This window comes from Bradyrhizobium sp. (assembly GCF_019244115.1).
Classification (GTDB): Bacteria; Pseudomonadota; Alphaproteobacteria; order Rhizobiales; family Xanthobacteraceae; genus Bradyrhizobium.
Window position 1 is genome coordinate 1 of sequence record NZ_JAFATE010000729.1, and the last position, 20,702, is coordinate 20,702.

Genomic DNA, 20,702 nt, shown 5'->3' on the forward strand with positions numbered 1-20,702 from the left:
CGCCCAGGCCTTTGCATAATGCACGCCCTGGCCGGCATAGATCACTGCCCGCTTCGCCGTCATCAGGAGCTCGGCGGCTTCCCTGACATGGACGGGATCGGCGGCCGAGCGCGTGCGCAGCACCGGCGTGTAGTTGAGCGGCTCGCCCACTTCCTCGTTCCACATGTCGGCGGGGATCTCGACGATCACCGGTCCGCCGCGGCCGTTCTTCAGTTTGGTGAAGGCACGGCGAAAAATGTTGCAGACCTCGCTGGCGAGGATGATCGGCTCGGAGGATTTCGAAAACGCCTTCATCGCCTGGCTGGAATTGAAGTTCGGTTCGATGTTGGCAAGCCGGCGCGCATAGCCCATCGGCAGCACCAGCACGGGCACGGATTCACCGAAGCACTGCGCCACGCCGCCCATGGCGTTCTCGGCGCCGGGCCCGTGCTGCATGCAGAAGGCGCCGATGCGGCGGCCCGAGGTGACGCGGGAGATCGCATCCGCCATGTGCAGCCCGATGCGCTCCTGGCGCACCATGACCGGGCGGATGTCGGCGTTGGCGGCAAATTCGATCAGATGATTGACCGGGTAGCCGCAGAGAATGTCGATGCCCTCGCGCTTCATGATTTCCGCAATCGCGGCGCCCAGTTTCATGACCCGTCCTCCCGATCCCGGCCGTTGTCTCCGGCCTTGCGGCGATCATTTGGACCAGCATTTGGGCCGACGGTAAAGCGCATGGGGGCGCTGGTCCCGGAAACTCTGCCATGCAGTCACGATGCTGCGCCGTGGCTGGCGTGCCGGGCGCCAGGGGCAGCGGAACTTAACGCGTTGTTCAGCACTGCGGTCAATGACCCGGCAACCAGTGTTGCTGTACATTGCCACCACGTCGGCAGGAGGTTATCCCGCACCGGACGTCGGACAGGAGTATCAAGTGCGGCAGCTGGTTTTGAGATTCATCGCGGATCAGGCCGGCGCGACCGCGATCGAATACGCGCTGATCGCCACCGGCATCAGCATCGTGATCCTCGCTTCCGTCAACTCGATCGGCACGTCGGTGAGCGGCATGATCTCGCCGATCGCCTCAAGCCTGAAATAGGGGCGCGCAGACCGACCGGGCGCCCCGCCCAACGGTTCCAGAAGCTGTGCGGGTCAACCGGCCTTTTTCGCACGCGCCGACGTGCGCACCGGCTTTTCGGCCTCTTCGGCTCTTCGGCCTTCTTCGCCTCTTCCTTGGCCTTCTTGCCCGCGATCGGCAGCAGCATTTCGCGCTGGCCCTCGGCACGCTTCTTCGGTTTTTTCGCCTTGGACTTGGCGGCCGGGGCTTCCTCGGCCTCGACTTTGGTGTCGGCGAGACTGCGTTTGAGCGCGTCCATCAGGTTGATGACGTTGCCGCTCGATTTCGGCGCCGGCTTGGCGCCGGTCAGCATGCCGGTGCGCTTGCGGTTGATCAGGTCGACCAGCGCGGTCTCATAGTGGTCCTCGAACTTCTCCGGCTCGAAGGGCGCGGACTTCTTCTCGACGATATGCTTGGCGAGGTCGAGCATGTCCTTGGTGACCTTCACGTCCTGGATGTCGTCGAAATAGTCGGTCTCGCTGCGCACCTCGTAGGGATAGCGGAGCAGCGTGCCCATAATTCCGTTGCCGAGCGGCTCCAGCGCGATGATGTGCTCGCGGTTGGTCAGCACGACGCGGCCGATCGCGACCTTGTTCATGGCGCGGACGGTTTCGCGGATCACCGCAAAGGCGTCGTGGCCGACTTTGCCATCGGGGACGAGGTAATAGGGGCGGATCAGATAGCGGTTGTCGATGTCCGACCGCGGTACGAATTCATCGATCTCGATGGTGTGGGTCGATTCCAGGGCGACCTCATCGAGTTCGTCCTTGGTCACCTCGACATAGGTGTCGGTATCGACCTTGTAGCCCTTGATGATGTCCTCGGAGGCGACCTCTTCGCCGGTATCGGCATCGACCCGCGAATACTTGATGCGATGGCCGGTCTTGCGGTTGATCTGGTTGAACGAGACTTTCTCGGTATCCGAGGTGGCCGGATACAGCGCGACCGGGCAGGTCACGAGCGAAAGCCGCAAAAAACCCTTCCAGTTGGCGCGGGGGGCCATGACATACTCCGGGACAAGACAGGCCAAGTTTTAAGGATAGCATCGGCAAGGCCCGTTTCAAGCAAGCCGCCCCGGAGAATAGCAGAGGAATCGCCAAACGGCGTTAACCGGGGCGGGGCCAAGGCCGCACCGGGCATACCGGTACCCGGGAACATCATCGCGGAGACGGCATTGTTTCGTCGTGCGGCGCGGCAACCTGACATTCATGTCAGGTTGTGGAGACGCATCGTCGCCTCCACGGACGCTTTGCCGGACGACCTTCCGATCAGGTTCAAGACGCGCTTAAACTTAGCGCTTGGTGGGGCCCGTCACTGCGGGCTGCCAAAAAGAAGCCATGCGTTACTTTATGACTAAAAAGTAAGGTTGGCGTGGCCGCGTCGTTCATAGACGGTTCACGCCAAAAGCGGTCATCTGATCGCGCAAAAATCGTGCAGTTCACCTTTGGAGGCAAGCGTGCGCCTGCTCGTTGTCGAGGACGACCCTGATCTCAACCGCCAGCTCACGGCCGCGCTCAGCGATGCCGGCTACGTGGTCGACCGCGCCTTCGACGGCGAGGAGGGACATTATCTCGGGGACAGCGAGCCCTACGACGCCGTCGTGCTCGATATCGGCCTGCCGAAGATGGACGGCATCTCGGTGCTGGAGGCGTGGCGGCGCAACGGCCGCGCAATGCCGGTGTTGATGCTGACCGCCCGCGATCGCTGGAGCGACAAGGTTCAGGGGTTCGACGCCGGCGCCGACGACTATGTCGCCAAACCCTTTCACCTGGAGGAGGTGCTGGCACGGATCCGGGCGCTGCTGCGCCGTTCGACCGGGCATGCCCAAAGCGAATTGACCTGCGGGCCGGTCACCCTCGATACCCGCACCGGACGCGTCAGCGTGTCCGGCAATCCGGTCAAGATGACCTCGCATGAATACCGGCTGCTCGCCTATCTGATGCATCATACCGGCCGGGTGGTGTCGCGCAGCGAGCTCGTCGAGCATCTCTACGATCAGGATTTCGATCGCGACTCCAATACAATTGAAGTATTCGTAGGCCGCATCCGCAAGAAGCTGGATGTCGACGTCATCCAGACCGTGCGCGGACTGGGGTATCTTTTGACGCCGCCGTCTTCCAGCGCCTGATCGCCATGCCGATCAGGTCCGCAGCCCTTGTCCTGGTCGCACATGACGCTCTCTCAAAATCTGCATTTCTCCAGAGGGACCCGGGCCCGACAAAGATTCTCCGGGACCCGCCGCTGATGCGCGGCAGCTCGCTCGCCACCCGCCTGTTCTTGTCGGCAACCGCCTGGCTCGTGGTGATCCTCGCCATCACCGGGTTCGTGCTGTCGTCGGTCTATCGCGACGCGACCGAACGGGCCTTCGATCGCCGCCTCAATCTCTATCTGCGCACCCTGATCGCGGAGGTCGCCACCCCCGACGAGCCGGCGGATCGTCAGTTTCAGTCCCTCGGCGAGCCCTTGTTCGAACTGCCGCTGTCCGGCTGGTATTGGCAGATCACCCGCACCGACGCCGACAAGCTGGAGGTCAAGGCCTCGCGTTCGCTGTGGGACAAGAAGCTGCCAAAACTCGAGGAGCAGGGCATCGAGCTGACCGCGGCCGGCATCCGCATCGGCTATGTCGACGGTCCGGAGGGCCAGACATTGCGCATGGTCGAACGGCCGGTCGATCTCGGCGCCGAAGGCAAGTTTCTGGTCGGCGTTGCCGGCGATGCCTCCGAGATCTTCGACGAGACGCGCAGCTTCGACTACTATCTCGGCGGCACGTTTACGGCGCTCGGAATCGTGCTGCTGCTGACCACGGTGTTCCAGGTCCGCTTCGGCCTCGCCCCGCTGAAGCGTATCTCAGAGGCGATCGCCGCCATCCGCTCCGGGCGTGCCGAACGGCTGGAGGGCGATTTTCCGGTCGAGATCGCCCCGCTGGCGCGGGAAACCAATGCGCTGATCGATGCCAATCGCGAGATCGTCGAGCGGGCCCGTACCCATGTCGGCAATCTCGCCCATGCCATCAAGACCCCGCTGTCGGTGATCGTGAACGAGGCCTCCGCCCATGGTGCTGACCCGTTCGCCTCAAAGGTCCTGGAACAGGCCGACATGATGCGCGACCAGGTCGCCCATCACCTCGAACGGGCCCGCATCGCCGCGCGCGTCACCATCGTCGGCACAGTCACCGAGGTCGCGCCCACCATCGAGGCTTTGCGGCGCACTATGGAAAAAATCCACCGCGATCGGGATATCGTCATCGAAAGCAAGGCGGATTCGCAGGCGAGGTTCCCCGGTGAGCGCCAGGATCTGGAAGAGATGGTCGGCAACCTTGTGGACAATGCCTGTAAATGGGCGGCCTCCCGGGTGCTCATCGAGGTCGTGGTCGAGCGGCCGGCGGAAGCCGGGGCCGGATCGAAGCTCAGGATCATCGTCGACGATGACGGGCGGGGGCTTTCCGCCGACGAGCGCGCCAAGGTGTCGCGTCGCGGCCAGCGGCTGGACGAGTCCAAGCCGGGTTCCGGCCTTGGCCTCTCGATCGTGGTCGATCTGGCTGCGCTCTATGGCGGCAATCTTTCGCTCGGCAATGCGCCGACCGGAGGACTACGGGCCGAACTGCAGTTGCCGGGGGTCTAGCTCGTCGCAAGCCCGAGGGAGCGGATGTCGTGACGGTTTCGACGCGGCATTCCTAAGGACTTCTTAAGGCGGCTGCATCTATTGTGGCCTGAGACGCGATTGTACCGTCGCCAGACAATCTGCATTCCGCATGAGCCAGACATCGATCGAGCGGCTGAGACAATATCTCGGGCAGCTTCCGCCGCAGTCGCAGGCGATGCTGATGCGCGAGTTCGAGCGCGCCATCGAGCGCGGCGAAGATGTCGCGGTTGCGACCATGGTTCTCGAGCAGTTGCGTATGATGGTGCGCGGCAGCGAGGACGATCGTCCCCGCAACGGTGACCTGGCGCGACTGTTCTTCCAGCCGCTGGACCCTTTTCTGGTCGATGGCAGCGCCGCGGTGCGGCCGGGACAGATCCGCCGCGCGTCGCTGTCGCCGATCTGGCTCTGGGTGGTTCGGGAGGGGGCACCCGATGAGGCGCGCGACTATCAGGCGCTGATGGCCACGACGCGCGATGCAGAAGCCTCGCGCGAGGTCGACAAGGCGGTGCGCAAGCTGCAGCGCGCAGTCGCCGAGGCCATCCTGAAGATCACGGGTCCGGGCCACGGCGACAGTCAGCGCGCGCTGGCACGCGTCGGAGCGCCCGACGTGATCGATGATCTCCTGCCGATCGGTTCGGTCCTGAAGGCCCGCGAGGCTCTGGATGGCCTGGTCGGCCGGCTGCCGCGTTATGTCCAGGTGTTTGGAGACGTGCAGATCGCAGCCGTGAACGAGGCGCTCAACGTCCCCTCGCTGCAGACGCCGCAACTACTGCCGTTTGCCCTCTCTCTGGTCATGCAGCGCTTGACAGCGCCATGGCAGATCATCCGCCTCGCCATCAAGATGGCGGCCTCCGATGACGAGGTTCGCGTTGCCGCAACGCCCTATGGCATCGCCGTCACGATCGCCCTGCACGATCTGTCGCATCTGGCCGCCGCGCTTCGCATGGACATCAGGCGCGGCCATTTCACCAACATCGCGGAAAATCTGAAGTCGCTGCACGACGGCATCCGGGGGCTCAGGACCGAACTCGATCTGCGCACCGAGTCGAATTGGGGCAAGCAGCTGACCGCGATCAGGGCCGACATTTCCAACAGCCTGCAATCGGAGATCGACAGTGTGCCGGGCCGCGTCAGGCGCATCCTGCGTCAACGCGCCGACAAGGATATTTCCGCGGGCTTGAGAATCGACACCGTCGAGATCGACGAGGCTGCGTCCCTCATCGAATTCGTTGCGGTTTGTCGCAACTTCGCAAGCGAACTGGCGATCAACGAGGTCACGCTGCGCACCTATTCCGACCTGCAGCACTATGTCGAGCGGTCGACCGAGGCGCTGGTTCAGTCGCTTCGGGGCGGCGATCCCAAGGCGCGCGCCTATCGGCAGATGCAGGTGCAGGCGGCGATCCGCTTCTGCGAAGTTCTGTTCGGCCGCGACTATGCCTCGCTGATGAGCAGGGCGGCGGATAATGCGACCTCGACGACCGTCGAGCGCAAGCCGTCACGCGCGAGTTAACCAATTGCTAGACATTTGCGGCACAATTTTGGGTTGACGGATTCGAGGCAACCACGTACCGTCAATGCGACTCGAATTATTTGTTGCGCGCATGAATTCCTTCATTAATTTCGTTGAATTCGAAAACCGCGTCGTCTCGGCGACCTACCGGAATTTGATGGTGAAGGCGAAGGTGCTCCTGGTCGATTCGACGAGTGGGGCGGATCTGCCCGATCCGGTGACCACGATTGCGTCTCCACTGCCGACCGGATCGCTTCGGATCCACTTGCCCGAAGCGGTGAGGCCCGGGGTCTATTTCCTCAAGGCGCTGAACGCGCATGGCAGCTACCTGACGCGCAGCGCCGATTTCAGGATCGGCTAACGGTCAAGGATTGCCGCTGCCTCGGGCTTTCGAACGCTCGCGCCAAATTGACAATTGTCAATTGCCGGGGTCGGCGGCCGTGGTGTAAAGCGAGCGCAGATGGGCGCCGCTGGGCGCTGCCGGAACCGCCCGATGACGCTTTGGCTTGTGTTCGCGCTGATGACGGCGGCGGCGATTTTCGCCGTGCTCTTGCCGTTGGGTCTGCGCGGTTCACCGTCATCCGACGGCGGAGAGGCCTCCGTCTATGGCGACCAGCTGGCCGAGATCGATCGCGACGTCGCGAGCGGCCAGATCGGCAAGCCGGAGGCGGACGCCGCGCGGGTCGAGATTGGCCGGCGGCTGATTGCCGCTGCCAACCAGGAGGCCCGCCTCGCGCTGACGTCCAACACGACGTGGCGCCGCGCCGCCGCGGTGCTGGCGCTGGTGGGCCTGCCGGTGCTGACGATCGCCGTCTATCTTCCGCTGGGATCGCCGCGGCTCGGCGACTTTCCGCTGGCCGAGCGCAGCCGCGCACCCGATGGCACGCAGCCGCTGGAAGCAATGGTGGCACAGGTCGAGCAGCATCTGGAGAAAAACCCGACCGACGGCCGGGGCTGGAACGTGCTGGCGCCGGTGCTGGTCCGGCTCGGTCGCTATGACGACGCGATCATGGCGTATCGCAACGCCATTAGCTATGCCGGTGACACCGCGGAGCGGCACGCCGATCTCGGCGAGGTCATGGCAGCCGCCGCCGGCGGCGTGATCACGGCCGACGCCAAGAGCGAGTTCGAGCGCGCAGTTGCACTCGACGCCAATGATGCGAAGGCGAGCTATTTCCTCGGGCTCGCGGCCGAGCAGGATGGCCGTCGAGCCGATGCGGTCTCGATCTGGCAGGCAATGCTCGACAAGGCGCCGCAGAATGCGCCGTGGCGCGCGGCTGTGCAGGCTGCCCTGACGCGGGTCACCGGCGCGACGGCACCCGTGCTGTCCAACGATACGATGGCCGCGGCAAACGGTATGGCGGCGGGCGACCGCGAGGCCATGATCCGCAGCATGGTCGAGCGGCTCGCGACCCGGCTCAAGCAGAACGGCAATGACGTCGAAGGTTGGCTGCGCCTGGTGCGGGCCTACATGGTGATGGGCGATCGCGACAAGGCCCGGGGCGCGGAGGCCAGCGCGCGCGAGGCCGTCGCTAACGACAGCGAGCGACTCAAGCAGCTCAAAGAGGGCCTGAAGAATCTCGGGCTCGACGGATAGCGACGAGTGCCGAACGGTGCGCGACGAAACCTTTGCAGATAGAGAGCGGGCATGACGCGGAAGCAACGGCGGTTGACGATGATTGGCGGCGCGCTGGCGGTGCTCGCGGTCGCGGCCGCGCTGGTGTTGAACGCGCTGCGCGATTCGATCGTGTTCTTCTCGACGCCGACCATGGTGGCCGAAAAGCACGTCGGACCCGGCACGCGCTTCCGGCTAGGCGGCCTGGTGCAGCCGGGATCGCTGGTGCGCGGCGACGATCTCGCCGTCAGGTTCCAGGTGGCGGACGGCGGCGCCAAACTGCCGGTCGCCTACAAGGGCCTTTTACCGGATCTGTTCCGGGAAGGGCAGGGCGTGGTCGCCGAAGGTGCGCTGGACGGTTCCGGTGTCTTCCGGGCTGACACCGTGCTCGCCAAGCATGATGAAACCTACATGCCCAAGGACGTCGCGGACGCGCTGAAGAAGCAGGGCCACTGGAAGGATGATTACGGCGCCAAGGCCGGCGCCGACGCGAAGCCCTCGGGCGGTGCGGTGGCGTCGCAAGGCGCGGCTCCATCAGCCGAAGGAGCCACGCGATGATCGCGGAGTCCGGGCATTATGCGCTGGTGCTGGCGCTGGCGCTGGCGCTGATCCAGTCGACCGTGCCGCTTGTAGGCGCGCGGCTCCGTGACCCCGCTCTGATGAACGTCGCGCGCTCGGCGGCAGTCGGTCAATTGCTGTTCGTTCTGATGTCGTTCGCGGCGCTGGTGATGCTGCACATCATCTCGGATTTCTCCGTCGCCAACGTGTTCGAGAACTCGCACTCGCTGAAACCGCTGATCTACAAGATCACCGGGGTCTGGGGCAATCACGAGGGCTCGATGCTGCTCTGGGTGTCGATTCTCGCGCTGTTCGGCGGGCTGGTTGCGCTGTTCGGCCAGAACCTGCCGCTGTCGCTGCGCGCCCATGTGCTATCGGTGCAGGCCTGGATCGCGAGCGCGTTCTATCTGTTCATCCTGATCACCTCGAACCCGTTCACGCGGATCGCCAATCCGCCGATCGAGGGGCGCGACCTCAATCCGGTCCTGCAGGACATCGGGCTCGCGGTGCATCCGCCGATGCTCTATCTCGGCTATGTCGGATTCTCGATCTCGTTCTCGTTTGCGGTCGCCGCGCTGATCGAAGGCCGCATCGATCCGGCCTGGGCGCGCTGGGTGCGGCCGTGGACGCTGCTCGCCTGGACCTTTCTGACGCTCGGCATCGCCATGGGCTCCTATTGGGCGTATTACGAGCTCGGCTGGGGCGGCTGGTGGTTCTGGGATCCGGTCGAGAACGCGTCGCTGATGCCGTGGCTGGCCGGCACCGCGCTGCTCCATTCGGCCCTGGTGATGGAAAAGCGCAACGCGCTAAAGGTCTGGACCATCCTGCTGTCGATCCTGACCTTCTCGTTGTCGCTGCTCGGCACTTTCCTGGTGCGCTCCGGCGTGCTGACCTCGGTGCACGCCTTTGCCACCGATCCGACGCGCGGCGTCTTCATCCTGGTCATCCTCTGCCTGTTCATCGGTGGCAGTCTGACGCTGTTTGCCGGACGCGCCTCGGCGTTGAAACAGGGCGGGATTTTCGCACCCATCTCACGCGAGGGCGCGCTGGTCCTGAACAATCTGCTGCTGACCACGGCCTGCGCGACCGTGTTCATCGGCACGCTTTACCCGTTGGCGCTGGAGGTCTTGACCGGCGCAAAGATTTCGGTCGGCGCGCCGTTCTTCAACCTGACCTTTGCCCCGCTGTTCGTCCCGCTCCTGATCGCCGTCCCGTTCGGGCCGATGCTGGCCTGGAAACGCGGCGACCTCTTGGGCGCGGCGCAGCGACTATTGGCTGCGGCCGGTGCGGGGCTTGCGGCCATCGCGCTGGTATGGGCCTGGACGCGTGGGGGCGCCGTGCTGGCGCCGCTCGCCATCGGGCTTGCGGTCTTCGTCATCGGCGGCGCGGTGACCGACCTCGTCGAGCGCATCGGCCTGTTCAGCGTGCCGCTTGCGACCGCGGCACGGCGCGCGCGGGGCCTGCCGCGCTCGGTGTGGGGCAGCGCCTTTGCGCATGCGGGCCTCGGGATCGCGCTGATCGGCATCGTCTGCGAGACCACCTGGAATACCGAACACATCGGAACGATGAAGGCAGGCGACAGCGTCAACGTCGCGGGCTACGAGCTGAAGCTCGAGGGGCTGACCCCGCGGCCAGGCCCGAACTATCGCGAACTGGCCGCCTCCTTCAGCGTCAGTCTCGACGGCGAGCCGCTCAGTGTCATGACGCCGTCCAAGCGCACCTTCACGACACGCGGCATGTCGACCACGGAAGCCGCGCTTTTGCGGCGCGGGGTCAGCCAGCTCTATATCTCGCTCGGCGACACCACGCCCGACGATGCGATCGTGGTGCGGATCTATCACAAGCCGATGGTGCTCCTGATCTGGTTCGGTCCGGTTCTGATGGCTTTTGGCGGGTTGTTGTCGCTGTCGGACCGCAGGCTGCGCGTCGGCGCGCCGAGACCTGCAAAGGCGCTCCGCGCGATGCAGGCGGCGGAGTGAGCGATGCGGCGCGGTCTCGCCATCCTGTTCGCGCTTGCCTTGATCGCCTCACCGGCCGCATACGCCGTGCAGCCGGACGAGGTCATGGCCGATCCGGCCAAGGAGACGCGGGCGCGAAACCTGTCGCGTGAACTGCGCTGCATGGTGTGCCAGAACCAGTCCATCGACGATTCCGAGGCGCCGCTGGCGCGCGACCTGCGTCTCCTGGTGCGGGAGCGGATCGCCTCAGGTGACAGCGACAGGCAAGTGATCGATTTCCTGGTGGCGCGCTACGGAGAGTTCGTCCTGCTCAAGCCGCGGTTCGAGCGGCAGACCCTGCTACTCTGGCTGGTGCCTCCGTTCGTCCTGCTTGGTGGGGGGCTTGCGCTATGGATCTATGCCCGGCGGCGCCCGCAGCGTGATGTCGCCGAGCCCACCGCATTGACGCCGGAGGAAGAAGCCCGGCTCGCCGCATGGGTGTCCGGCGATCGGCCATCCGACGCGCCGAGGTCCTGAAACGGGAAGTCGCCGCCCTTTGCGGCGGCGCTCTCGAGCCTGATGCGAACCGACCGCCGATTTCGCTGACTTTTGCTGTCAACCTTCGTTAACGCGCCGCTGCGCTGTGCCTTGATCCGACCGCTGTCCCACATCGGATCAATCAAACGTCCGGCATTTCGCAGGAAATCCGCTTTTCCTGCGTTAAACTGCCGCATTCCAATGGTGCTTTTATTACAAAAGTTTAACTCGGCCGCCAGCGCACTGTAAGGCGCCAATACCCATCTTCAGGACCGAAGGTGTGGCCTCCGCACCAACCCTTTCCGGCTCTGGAGAAATTTGGACATGTTCGACCGCCCGACCGACCTTTCAAATCTTCCACCGTATCGCAAGCCGCGCCGTTCGCTGCTGTCGGCGCGCAGGTTTGCGCTGATGGCGTCCGTGGTCGCGGGGCTCGGTGTCGCTGTTTATGGCTTTGGTCCGTCCAGCGGACCGGTCAATGTGTTCTCGACCCCGGCGCACGCCCAGGTGAACCGGGAGATTGGCAACGCCGCTCAGCCGGTCGGCTTTGCCGACATCGTTGAGCACGTGAAGCCGTCGGTGATCTCGGTCAAGGTGAACATCAAGGAGAAGCTCGCCAAGGACGACAGTGGCGACGACGATGCTTCGCCGTTCCAGCCCGGCTCGCCGATGGAACGCTTCTTCCGCCGGTTCGGAGGACCGGACGCATTGCCGCGGATGCCCCGCGGCCACGGCGCGGTGACCGGGCAGGGCTCCGGCTTCTTCATCTCGGCTGACGGTTATGCGGTGACCAACAACCACGTGGTCGACAGCGCCGACAAGGTCGAGGTGACGACCGACGACGGCAAGACCTATACCGCCCAGGTGATCGGCACCGACGCGCGGACCGATCTGGCTTTGATCAAGGTCGAAGGCGGATCGAACTTCCCCTTTGCAAAGCTCTCCGACGGCAAGCCGCGGATCGGTGACTGGGTGCTCGCGGTCGGCAATCCGTTCGGGCTTGGCGGTACGGTCACCGCCGGCATCGTTTCGGCACAGGGCCGCGACATCGGCAACGGTCCCTATGATGATTTCATCCAGATCGACGCGCCCGTGAACAAGGGCAATTCCGGCGGTCCGGCCTTCAACGTCCAGGGCGAGGTGATGGGCGTCAACACGGCGATCTATTCGCCGTCCGGCGGCAGCGTCGGCATTGCGTTCTCCATTCCCGCCGCCACGGTGAAGAGCGTCGTGGCGCAGCTCAAGGACAGCGGCAAGGTGAGCCGTGGCTGGATCGGCGTGCAGATCCAGCCGGTGACGCAGGACATCGCGGACAGCCTCGGCCTGAAGAAGGCGGAAGGTGCGCTGGTGGCCGAGCCCCAGGCCAACGCGCCGGCGGCCAAGGCCGGCATCGAATCCGGTGACGTCATCACCGCGGTCAACGGCGAGAAGGTCAAGGATGCCCGCGAGCTCGCGCGCACCATCGGCGGTTTTGCGCCGGGCACCGCCGTCAAGCTCAACGTGCTGCACAAGGGCCAGGACAAGATCATCAACTTGACGCTGGGCCAGCTGCCCAACACGGTCGAGGCCAAGGCCGACACCGACAACGAGGACAAGGGTGGCATCACCCGCGGCACGGAGGTGCCAAAACTCGGCCTGAGTGTCGCCCCGGCCACCAAGGTGGCGGGCGCCGGGAAGGAAGGCGTCGTTGTCACGGATGTCGATCCGAAGGGCGCGGCGGCGGAGCGCGGCCTGAAGGAAGGCGACGTCATTCTCGAGGTCGGCGGCAAGAGCGTCGCCACCGCGAACGATGTCCGCGACGCTATGACCGCCGCGCGCACCGACAACAAGAACAGCGTCTTGATGCGGGTGAAGAGCGGCGGCCAGTCACGCTTCGTCGCGGTTTCCGTGGCAAAGGGGTAAACGGGCCAGAAATTTTAGAGATGGAGGGTGTTGCCGGCTCGTTCGCCCCCGCCGGCGGCTCTTTCCAGGGAGCGGGTTAAAGGCCCGCTCTCCCTCCTTCCGGTGGAAAACGCCCCCCTCCGTCGGAAGGTCTCGGGCGGTGAAGTCCCCCAGCTTCACCGCCCACTTTTACGCTTAACCGGATGGCGCTGGTCGCCTTGCATGAGAATGCCGGCCGGGCCATGTTGATGGAAGGCTTAAGGCATTTGTCCGCGACTGTTTCCCAGATGCGCCTTTTGATCATCGAAGATGACCGCGAGTCGGCCGATTATCTCGCCAAGGCTTTTCGGGAAGTCGGTCACATCGCAGACCTCGCCGCTGACGGCGAGGAGGGGTTGGCGCTGGCGGATGGCGGCGACTACGACGTGCTGGTGGTGGACCGCATGCTGCCCAAGCGCGACGGCCTGTCGGTGATCGGCGCGCTGCGCGACAAGGGCAACACCACGCCAGTTCTGATCCTCTCCGCGCTCGGACAGGTGGACGATCGCATCAAGGGTCTGCGTGCCGGGGGCGACGACTATCTGCCAAAACCCTATTCATTCGCCGAACTGCTGGCGCGCGTCGAGGTGCTGTCGCGCCGCCGCGGCGGCCCGGCCGAGGAAACCACCTACCGGGTCGGCGACCTCGAGCTTGACCGCCTCTCGCATCGCGTCGCGCGCGGCAAGGACGAGCTCACGCTGCAGCCGCGCGAGTTCAGGCTCCTGGAATATCTGATGAAGCATGCCGGGCAGGTGGTGACCCGCACCATGCTGCTGGAGAACGTCTGGGATTATCATTTCGATCCCCAGACCAATGTGATCGACGTGCACATTTCGCGGCTGCGTTCCAAGATCGACAAGGGTTTTGAGCGGCCGCTGCTCCATACCATCCGGGGCGCCGGGTATATGATCCGTGACGGGATAAGATAGGCTGCGGTCGTTACTGCACCTTTTTCAGGAATATGCGTATTCACGACCGTCATTTCGTTGCCGTCCGACGCAGGCGCCTCCGGCGCAGCAATCTGCGAGCGCACGCAGCTCGATGCGCATGCGAATCTCATCAAACCTCTGAAGACCAAGCCACGGCGACAATAAACTCCGCCCCCTGGTCCTCAATTCGGTGAGAGGGCCATTGCAGAGCAGCCGCGCGCAATGCTGCGATGGCGCTTCGGCCGTTCCGTGCGAGCGGAAATAGTCGGCGAAGTTGCTCATCGTCTCATCGACCCGAAGCAATGTCTCGCATGGCGCCCCTTCGGCGAAGACGACATCATGGGTTTCGAGCTTCAGATGAAAGAACTCGAGCTGATCATACTGGTGGGCGGGATAATGCGAAATCGTTCTGTCGTTGACCAGGCATCCTGCCGGAATGAGCACATCTCGAAAAGCAGGGCGTGACCTTGAGTGACGTAGAGATCGGCGTGCGCTTGCCGCCCGCTGCAAATCCGCGCGGGCGGAAGGGCCGCCTGCGCGTCCGCGTCCTCACCGATACTTGCTCGGCGCCGTCTGCCTCGACTCCACCGTACCAATCGTGCCGCGGAGCTTTGCGCGCACCTCCTCGGCGACGAAGTGGGCGTCCGTGCCGTCGCGGATGATCTGCGGACGGATGAAGATGATCAACTCGGTGCGCTGGATGTTCTTGTCGGATTGCGCGAATACGTCGCCCAGCCCCGGAATCTGGTCGAGACCCGGGATGCCGTTGCGGGTCCGGTTCTGGTTGTCGCTGATCAGCCCGGCAAGAAGCACGGTCTGTCCGCTCGCCACCGCGATCGAACTGCGCACCTTCCGCGTCGATACGGTCGGGGTCAACGGATTGTTCGACGTGGTCTGGGCGCTCGTGGCCGGAAGCGGGTTGCTGATCTCCTGCTCGACATCGAGCCGAACGTTGCCATTGGCATTGATGCGCGGCACGACCCGCAGGATGATGCCGGTGCTGCGATAATCGGTGGTGCTGGCGACGGTGTTATTCCCGGTGAGGACCGTGGCGCTGCCGGTCTGAATCGGGATCTCGTTGCCGACCTGGAGCGAGGCGACCTGATTGTCGATGACCACGAGAGACGGGTTGGAAAGCACCCTCACATCGGTGACGTCGTGCAGCGCATTGAGAATCCCTTTCGGGGTGACGCCCGATCCGACCAGGAAATTGAATCCGGGGATCACGCGGCTCAGCACCACGTTGCCGGCGGCGTTGACCACCGCAGATGCTGCCGAATTGCCGAACGAGCCGGTGTCGGGCTTCAGTCCGAAGTCGCCGCTCGTCAGGTAGGACTGGACGCCGAACTGCAGGTCGTCGGTCAGCGTCACCTCGGCGATGGTCGCCTCGATTGCGACCTGCCGCTGCGGGCGGTCGATTTGACGCAAGGTACGTTCGACGATGCTGTATTGCTCCTGGCTCGCATAGATCAGCAGCGTATTGTTGACGGTATCGGCCGTAATGCGGACCCCTTCCAGCACGCCGCCGACGGCGGCGCCCCCGCGTGGGCCGGATGACGGCGCGCCCCCGGGATTGTCGAACAGGCTCGCGCCCTGCGGCGCGGCATTGGAGGCTGCATTATATCCAGCCTGCGTCGTGTCGTTGCCGGTGCCACCCGTGCTGCTGCTGCTCGCCAGTCGGGCGCTCCCGGATCCACCGGACATCTGTCCGGATTGTCCGGCCGACAGGCGGCTCAGCGCGGATCCGCTCGAACTCGACGATATGCCGGATCCCGGCGCAATCTGGCCGGTATCGCCATCGAGCGCACCCGACGACCCGCTTCCGCCGAAGATATCATTGAGCGCGCGTGCAATCTGTCGCGCTTCACCGTATTTCACGTTGTAGACGTGAATCGACGAGCGCGCGTTGTTGGTGTTGTCCAGGCGATTGATCCAGGTCTCGATGCGGCGGAGCATGTCCGGCTTGCGCGTCACGGCAAGCACGGCGTTCATGCGGCCAATCGGCTGCAGCCGGACCATGTGCTGTGTCACGCCGCCTTCGCCGGAATCGATGATCTTCTCCAACTCGGCAATGATCGGCTCCGGATTCGCGTTCTCGACCGGAAAGATGCCGACCGACTGTCCGCGCATCCAATCGACGTCGAAACTGAGCAGAAGGTCGACGGCGGTGCGGCGCTCGGTGCCGGTTCCCTGGACGAGGATGAGGTTGCGGCTGTTGTCCGCCCGCAGCATCCCGGCCTTGGTGCCGAAATTCTCCACCAGCTTGAGCAGCATCTGCGCCGAGACATATTGCAGGGGGACGACGGAAACGCCATAGCCCGCTTCCGTGCTCTCGGGCGTGTCCGCGGCGCCGGTGCCGACAGCGTCCGCCTGCGGCATGAGGCGGTAGGCCGCATTGTCGCGGACCAGCGCAATGCCGGAGACGCGGAGCGCGTTCTCGAGCGCGAACGGGATGTCGGATTTCGGGATCGGTCGCGCTGACGACAGGCTGATCGTGCCCTGCACACGCGGATCAATGACATATCCGACCCCGAGGATGTCGCCGAGCACGACCTTGGCCACCGATGCGACAGCCACATTCTCAAAGTTCAGCTCAAAACTGTCGCCGCGCGCGACCGGCTGTGCCATCTGCCGTATCGACGCGGTCTGCGCAGGATCGTCTGCCGGCTCGGCCCGATAGATGATCGGCTTTGCCCGCCGTCCCGTGCTCAGTTCAGTCTGCTGCACCTGGCTCGGAGCCCGCGGCAGCAGATCGATCGAGCGGACTCGGTCCAGCACGTCAGGCTCGCGCGCGGTGTCCAGATCGGTGACGCCCGAAATCGTGTTGCACGCCGCGAGCAGCGCCGGGACCAGAAAACGGACAAAAAAGCCGATGCGGTGCGCGGTTTTTGCCACTGTCTGCCCCTACCTACGCCACCAGGTTCCGGTCCCGGAATGTGCAAGGCGCCGGGACCGAATGGTGGCGTCTTAATGGCTGTCTGTGACATCCATATGTGACATATGGTAACGAGTAACGTTTACGTGTACCATGATCATGTTAACACGCCGGGTGCAGGGCTCGGAGCATGGAAATCGACGGTGAAATCGGCTGGAACTTGAGCCCGTCATGATCTCCGGAATGAACGATCGATCACCTGATCATGTGATCGTCCTTACGTCGTGCGTGAATGTAAATTTGAACGTCACATTACTTCGGCAGGTCCACGATATCGATTGGGTCCGACCGCGGTCATGCTGCGCGCGACCCCAGTCATGTCGTGGATGACCCTGAGCGCAGGATACGAGCTGATGCGAGGTCCGAGTACAAACGGAGGCCAGGAGTACCGGGCAGGCATGACCCTGCTCGAAATGGTCTGCGTGCTTGCAATCCTCGCGCTGCTTGCCGGCATCTTGCTTCCACGACTTGCGATGTCGACCTCGCGATCGCGACTGGAGGCCCATGCCGTGGAAATCGTTGCCCTGCTCAAGGCGGACCGTAGCGCCGCGATCGAGCGGGGTGGGGTGGTCGCGGCGGCGATTGACGCCCCCGACCGAACCATCAGATCCGGATCTGGTCCATGGACCGTCCGGGTACCGGAGGACGTGGTTTTCAATGCGTTGCTTCCGCAGCGGTGCAACGGCCGGCCTGCGCTCTCGACGATCAGCTTCCTTGCGAGCGGGATGTCTTGCGGCGGAACGCTTAGCCTGACACGCGGCGGAAGCGGCTTCGAAGTTCGGATCAACTGGCTGACCGGAGACATTGACATTGTGGCACAAAATGGCCCCTGAGGCCGAGAGTGGCTTCACGATGCTCGAGGCGGTGGTCGCTCTCGCCCTGGTCGCGGTCCTGCTCGTCGCGATTGGATCGCTGGTGGCAACGAATTCACGTGGGGTGCGCGGCCTCGAGCAGCACGTCACCTTGGCCGAAACCGCGCGCTTGATCGCAACCGGTTTGCCGCGGAACGGCGAGCCGATGCCCAGGAATCTCGCTGGGCGAGTCGGCGGTTATCGTTGGCAGATGCGCCTATCGCCGTTTCTCGATCAGGACGCGGTTGTGCCGGAGTCACGCTTCACGCCCGTGCGCATCGAACTGCGGGTGAGATCGCCGTCCGGAGCGGTCGTCTCGCTCGAGACCGTACGCCTGCAGAGCAGGGACATGCGTTGATGATCGGCCGATTCAGACCGACGCAGCGCGACGATAGCGGCTTTACGCTGTTCGAGGTCCTGGTTGCGATCGCCCTCATGGGACTGGTCGTGGGAACATTTGCAACGCTTGCGGCGCAGTGGCTCCCGACCTGGAAGAGCGGACTGCTTCGGGCGCAGCGCAGCGAGAAGCTTGCGATCGCGCTCGATCGGCTGGTCAGGGATCTGTCCTCAGCTCAATTCATTGCGCCCAATCGAATGAACAGGCGTCCGCTGTTTCAAGGCGACGAAAGGTCGGTCACCTTCGTGCGGACTGCCGTCGGCCCGAACGGTCCGCGCGGTCTCGAGCTCGTGCAAATTGCCGAGATCGCGGATGGGCGCGGCGTCGCGCTGGTCCGCATGCGCGCTCCCTTCGTTCCGCTGGCGAGCGAGGAGGTGTCGATCGAGCGAATCTCGTTTGCCGATCCGGTGGTCCTGCTGCGCGCGCCGCTTCGGATCGCGTTCGGCTATGCCAGTCCCGATGGGAGATGGTCGAAGAGCTGGCGCAAGGCAGGGGTGCTGCCTATCGCGGTCCGCTTCGTGGTCCGCGATGAGACGGACAATTCGAACGCGTTGATATCCACCGCGACCCGCATTCACGTCGACATGATGGCGCCGCAACCCGAACAGGTCAGTGAAGCCGCCAGCGATGCCGGCAAGCTGGCGGTGGGCGATGCGGTGGCTGCGCGATGACCCGTCGCTTGCTTTCGAATCATGCGGACGGCCGCGAGAGCGGTTTCGTCGTGGTGGCCGCGCTGTGGCTGCTGACCGCTCTGGCTGTGCTTGCCACCATCGCGTCGATTTACGTCACGCAGTCGGCCAAGGCGCTCGCTGCCTTGGACGCAACGGCGCAGATGGACATGCTGACCTCGGCCGGAATCGAACTCGCCGCCTACCAGCTCTCCGCGCCGGCGACCACGCGCCGCCCGAGGCGCGGCCGCTTCGGTTTTCGGCTCGCGAAATGCAACGTCACCGTCGAGTATCTGTCGGAAGCCGCCCGCATCAATCTCAACATGGCTTCAAGGACCATGCTGGCCGGCCTGTTTGCGGCAGTCGGGGCCGACGCGGATGCCGCCGGCCAATTTGCCGATCGCGTGCTCGGCTGGCGAGGCGGACTGAGGCCGAACATGCAGGACGCGGAGGATGGGATCTATCGTGCCGCCGGCCTCGGCTATCTGCCGCGCCGAGCGCCTTTCAACAACGCGGATGAGCTTTGGCTGCTGCCAGGAATGCCCGCTGCGATCGTCGAGCGGGCGATGCCCTATGTCACGGTGTACAGCGGCATCGCCGAGATCAACGTGCTGGATGCGGCCCCTGAAGCGATCGCGGCGCTCCCTGACATGACGCCCGCGCGACTCGATGCGTTCCTGCGCCAGCGTGAATCGCTGCCGCCCGACCCCGAGCTTGTGCTCGGAGCCCTCGGCGGCAAGCAGGTAGGTGCCACGACCGGCGTCAGCGACGCCTACCGGGTTCGCATCCGCACCAAGTTTCCGAACGGCCGGCAAAGGACATCGGAGGCCGTCATCGCGATCCCGCCGGCCGGCGAGAAAGAGGCGTTCCATGTGCTGGCATGGCGGGAAGATATCGGCGCGCAGCAGGAGCCGTAACGGAGGACGCGGCCAAGGCCGGCCTGAACAGCAGAAACAGGAGCGACATGGCGAAGGCATCGCCGAGGCTGAACAATTGCGGCTGGAAGAAAGCGCCGAATGCCAGGGCGACCAGTCCGCCGAACCGGGCCGAGTCAAACCGGCGCTGCCGGAGCGTCCGTTGCGAAAATCCGATCGCGTCGAGGCCGGCCGAAACGATGGTGGAGGCAATGAAAGCGATGATCAGTCCGCCGCCGGCAATACCGAACTCCAGCAGGGTCTTGAGGTAACCATTGTGCCCGGCCTCGTCGCCGATGGAACGTTTGAAGCCTATTCCAAGCGGATGCCCGGCAATCGCGGCCAGGGCGCTGGACCAATACTGGTCTCGTCCGCTGAAGCCTGAGGCAATGTCGCGCAGCGAATCGTCAAGCGCCAGAAGGCTTATGATCTGAGGCCATAATATTGCTGCCGCGATCACCGCGACGAGGGACACTGAAATCTTGGCTGGACTGAGGGGATTGAAAGTCAGGTGAAATAGCGTCAATGCGAGCATGCAGCCGATGATCGCGAAACGCGCACTGACCAGAGCAATCATCGCAAAGCACAAGATACGTATGCCGAAGCCGAGCACACCCGGATGGAATTGCGAAAGGATGAATCCGACCAGCAAGGGCGCGGCGAAGAGGTTGGGTTGGATGCTTCCGATATTCCGTCCCGCGGGCCATCCCAAGATCGCAATCGCGGTGGCGCCGAACAGGCACAGGATGACCGAGCCGATGTTGAGGCATCGTTCCAGATCGGCCGGGGCGAGCGCCCACAAAGCCGACAGCGTCACGGCCATCGCCAGGATGAGCGCGGTATACATCATCCCGGTGAGGGCAGCCAGCTCATCGTCATGAAGCTGAATGAGGAACGACAGCGAGATGATGAGAAGCATGGCAATCTGCGCCAGGTTCAGGCGTGCGATAATCGTCCCGAAGCGATCAAAACAGCAAACGGCAACGGTCGCCACGAACAGCGCCAGTCCGACCGCTTGGCAGATCACGACGGTGGTGCTCGTCGAGATGAATGCGTGAGCAAGGTTCGCGAGATCGACGTTCTCGACGATCATCGGGAAGCTCACGAGACCGCACCACGCCCAGAACGCGGCCGAGATCGCCATGACACGTATAGGGCGATCATACCGATTCATGGGGTCGGTCTCCGCAGCT

The 20,702-nt window shown here is 64.2% G+C and carries 19 protein-coding genes and 1 pseudogene; 15 read left to right on the forward strand and 5 right to left on the reverse strand.

What is annotated here, in order from left to right; translation table 11 throughout:
* The coding region (locus JOZ76_RS31375) for a thiamine pyrophosphate-binding protein (protein WP_291705271.1) at positions 1-636 on the reverse strand (636 nt) is incomplete at its 3' end.
* A 121-nt stretch (positions 637-757) separates the two neighbouring features.
* On the opposite strand from JOZ76_RS31375, the gene JOZ76_RS38440 reads away from it, so the two are divergent.
* Complete coding sequence (locus tag JOZ76_RS38440; RefSeq protein ID WP_366938651.1) at positions 758-1,078, forward strand: Flp family type IVb pilin; 321 nt, start codon at positions 758-760, stop codon at positions 1,076-1,078.
* Positions 1,079-1,131: 53 nt separating this feature from the next.
* Here JOZ76_RS38440 and ku read toward each other — a convergent pair.
* Positions 1,132-2,099 (reverse strand): annotated as a pseudogene (gene ku, locus JOZ76_RS31385) (non-homologous end joining protein Ku).
* Positions 2,100-2,552: 453 nt separating this feature from the next.
* On the opposite strand from ku, the gene JOZ76_RS31390 reads away from it, so the two are divergent.
* From JOZ76_RS31390 to JOZ76_RS31435, 10 genes are all read left to right on the forward strand, one after another.
* Positions 2,553-3,224, forward strand: coding sequence for a response regulator transcription factor (locus JOZ76_RS31390; protein WP_291705272.1), 672 nt, complete (start codon positions 2,553-2,555; stop codon positions 3,222-3,224).
* A 116-nt stretch (positions 3,225-3,340) separates the two neighbouring features.
* Positions 3,341-4,717, forward strand: coding sequence for a sensor histidine kinase (locus JOZ76_RS31395; RefSeq protein ID WP_291705273.1), 1,377 nt, complete (start codon positions 3,341-3,343; stop codon positions 4,715-4,717).
* A 130-nt stretch (positions 4,718-4,847) separates the two neighbouring features.
* Positions 4,848-6,248 (forward strand): hypothetical protein, encoded by a 1,401-nt coding sequence (locus JOZ76_RS31400; protein WP_291705274.1) that lies wholly within the window; start codon positions 4,848-4,850, stop codon positions 6,246-6,248.
* Between the two features lie 91 nt (positions 6,249-6,339).
* Positions 6,340-6,609, forward strand: coding sequence for a hypothetical protein (locus JOZ76_RS31405; protein WP_291705275.1), 270 nt, complete (start codon positions 6,340-6,342; stop codon positions 6,607-6,609).
* Positions 6,610-6,741: 132 nt separating this feature from the next.
* Positions 6,742-7,845, forward strand: a complete 1,104-nt coding sequence (gene ccmI, locus JOZ76_RS31410; protein ID WP_291705276.1) for a c-type cytochrome biogenesis protein CcmI — start codon at positions 6,742-6,744, stop codon at positions 7,843-7,845.
* Positions 7,846-7,896: 51 nt separating this feature from the next.
* Positions 7,897-8,421: a cytochrome c maturation protein CcmE gene (ccmE, locus tag JOZ76_RS31415; RefSeq protein WP_291705277.1), complete on the forward strand. Its 525-nt coding sequence runs from the start codon at positions 7,897-7,899 to the stop codon at positions 8,419-8,421.
* The gene (locus JOZ76_RS31420; RefSeq protein ID WP_291705278.1) at positions 8,418-10,400 is read left to right on the forward strand and encodes a heme lyase CcmF/NrfE family subunit; all 1,983 of its coding nucleotides are present in this window, start codon (positions 8,418-8,420) and stop codon (positions 10,398-10,400) included. Before ccmE ends, JOZ76_RS31420 begins: the two co-directional genes overlap by 4 nt.
* A 3-nt stretch (positions 10,401-10,403) precedes the next feature.
* Positions 10,404-10,895 (forward strand): cytochrome c-type biogenesis protein, encoded by a 492-nt coding sequence (locus JOZ76_RS31425; RefSeq protein ID WP_291705279.1) that lies wholly within the window; start codon positions 10,404-10,406, stop codon positions 10,893-10,895.
* 324 nt (positions 10,896-11,219) lie between these two features.
* Positions 11,220-12,797 (forward strand): Do family serine endopeptidase, encoded by a 1,578-nt coding sequence (locus JOZ76_RS31430; protein WP_291705280.1) that lies wholly within the window; start codon positions 11,220-11,222, stop codon positions 12,795-12,797.
* 266 nt (positions 12,798-13,063) lie between these two features.
* Positions 13,064-13,744, forward strand: coding sequence for a response regulator transcription factor (locus tag JOZ76_RS31435; RefSeq protein WP_291705281.1), 681 nt, complete (start codon positions 13,064-13,066; stop codon positions 13,742-13,744).
* Positions 13,745-13,768: 24 nt separating this feature from the next.
* Here the strand turns inward: JOZ76_RS31435 and JOZ76_RS31440 are convergent, their stop codons facing one another.
* Complete coding sequence (locus JOZ76_RS31440) at positions 13,769-14,188, reverse strand: Hint domain-containing protein (RefSeq protein WP_291705293.1); 420 nt, start codon at positions 14,186-14,188, stop codon at positions 13,769-13,771.
* A 105-nt stretch (positions 14,189-14,293) separates the two neighbouring features.
* Complete coding sequence (gspD, locus tag JOZ76_RS31445) at positions 14,294-16,639, reverse strand: type II secretion system secretin GspD (RefSeq protein WP_291705282.1); 2,346 nt, start codon at positions 16,637-16,639, stop codon at positions 14,294-14,296.
* Between the two features lie 438 nt (positions 16,640-17,077).
* Here gspD and JOZ76_RS31450 point away from each other — a divergent pair, with 438 nt between their 5' ends.
* The 4 genes from JOZ76_RS31450 to JOZ76_RS31465 are packed head-to-tail and all read left to right on the forward strand — an operon-like array spanning position 17,078 to position 19,512.
* Positions 17,078-17,512: a prepilin-type N-terminal cleavage/methylation domain-containing protein gene (locus tag JOZ76_RS31450; protein ID WP_291705283.1), complete on the forward strand. Its 435-nt coding sequence runs from the start codon at positions 17,078-17,080 to the stop codon at positions 17,510-17,512.
* Complete coding sequence (locus JOZ76_RS31455) at positions 17,502-17,888, forward strand: prepilin-type N-terminal cleavage/methylation domain-containing protein (protein WP_291705284.1); 387 nt, start codon at positions 17,502-17,504, stop codon at positions 17,886-17,888. The genes JOZ76_RS31450 and JOZ76_RS31455 overlap by 11 nt, the downstream gene beginning before the upstream one ends.
* Positions 17,888-18,598 (forward strand): PulJ/GspJ family protein, encoded by a 711-nt coding sequence (locus tag JOZ76_RS31460; RefSeq protein WP_291705285.1) that lies wholly within the window; start codon positions 17,888-17,890, stop codon positions 18,596-18,598. Before JOZ76_RS31455 ends, JOZ76_RS31460 begins: the two co-directional genes overlap by 1 nt.
* Positions 18,595-19,512, forward strand: a complete 918-nt coding sequence (locus JOZ76_RS31465; protein WP_291705286.1) for a general secretion pathway protein GspK — start codon at positions 18,595-18,597, stop codon at positions 19,510-19,512. Before JOZ76_RS31460 ends, JOZ76_RS31465 begins: the two co-directional genes overlap by 4 nt.
* On the opposite strand, the gene JOZ76_RS31470 is transcribed toward JOZ76_RS31465, so the two are convergent.
* A complete protein-coding gene (locus JOZ76_RS31470; RefSeq protein ID WP_291705287.1) occupies positions 19,427-20,653 on the reverse strand; it encodes an O-antigen ligase family protein in 1,227 nt (408 codons plus the stop codon). The genes JOZ76_RS31465 and JOZ76_RS31470 overlap by 86 nt on opposite strands.
* Between the last annotated feature and the right edge of the window lie 49 nt (positions 20,654-20,702).

Excerpts from the sequence above, each read along its gene's own strand:
- JOZ76_RS38440 (WP_366938651.1), top strand. The coding sequence starts at position 758 with ATGCTGCGCCGTGGCTGGCGTGCCGGGCGCCAGGGGCAGCGGAACTTA.
- JOZ76_RS31395 (WP_291705273.1), top strand. The coding sequence starts at position 3,341 with ATGCGCGGCAGCTCGCTCGCCACCCGCCTGTTCTTGTCGGCAACCGCC.
- JOZ76_RS31400 (WP_291705274.1), top strand. The coding sequence starts at position 4,848 with ATGAGCCAGACATCGATCGAGCGGCTGAGACAATATCTCGGGCAGCTT.
- JOZ76_RS31405 (WP_291705275.1), top strand. The coding sequence starts at position 6,340 with ATGAATTCCTTCATTAATTTCGTTGAATTCGAAAACCGCGTCGTCTCG.
- ccmI (WP_291705276.1), top strand. The coding sequence starts at position 6,742 with ATGACGCTTTGGCTTGTGTTCGCGCTGATGACGGCGGCGGCGATTTTC.
- ccmE (WP_291705277.1), top strand. The coding sequence starts at position 7,897 with ATGACGCGGAAGCAACGGCGGTTGACGATGATTGGCGGCGCGCTGGCG.
- JOZ76_RS31420 (WP_291705278.1), top strand. The coding sequence starts at position 8,418 with ATGATCGCGGAGTCCGGGCATTATGCGCTGGTGCTGGCGCTGGCGCTG.
- JOZ76_RS31425 (WP_291705279.1), top strand. The coding sequence starts at position 10,404 with ATGCGGCGCGGTCTCGCCATCCTGTTCGCGCTTGCCTTGATCGCCTCA.
- JOZ76_RS31430 (WP_291705280.1), top strand. The coding sequence starts at position 11,220 with ATGTTCGACCGCCCGACCGACCTTTCAAATCTTCCACCGTATCGCAAG.
- JOZ76_RS31435 (WP_291705281.1), top strand. The coding sequence starts at position 13,064 with ATGCGCCTTTTGATCATCGAAGATGACCGCGAGTCGGCCGATTATCTC.
- JOZ76_RS31450 (WP_291705283.1), top strand. The coding sequence starts at position 17,078 with ATGACCCTGCTCGAAATGGTCTGCGTGCTTGCAATCCTCGCGCTGCTT.
- JOZ76_RS31455 (WP_291705284.1), top strand. The coding sequence starts at position 17,502 with ATGGCCCCTGAGGCCGAGAGTGGCTTCACGATGCTCGAGGCGGTGGTC.
- JOZ76_RS31460 (WP_291705285.1), top strand. The coding sequence starts at position 17,888 with ATGATCGGCCGATTCAGACCGACGCAGCGCGACGATAGCGGCTTTACG.
- JOZ76_RS31465 (WP_291705286.1), top strand. The coding sequence starts at position 18,595 with ATGACCCGTCGCTTGCTTTCGAATCATGCGGACGGCCGCGAGAGCGGT.
- JOZ76_RS31470 (WP_291705287.1), bottom strand. The coding sequence starts at position 20,653 with ATGGCGATCTCGGCCGCGTTCTGGGCGTGGTGCGGTCTCGTGAGCTTC.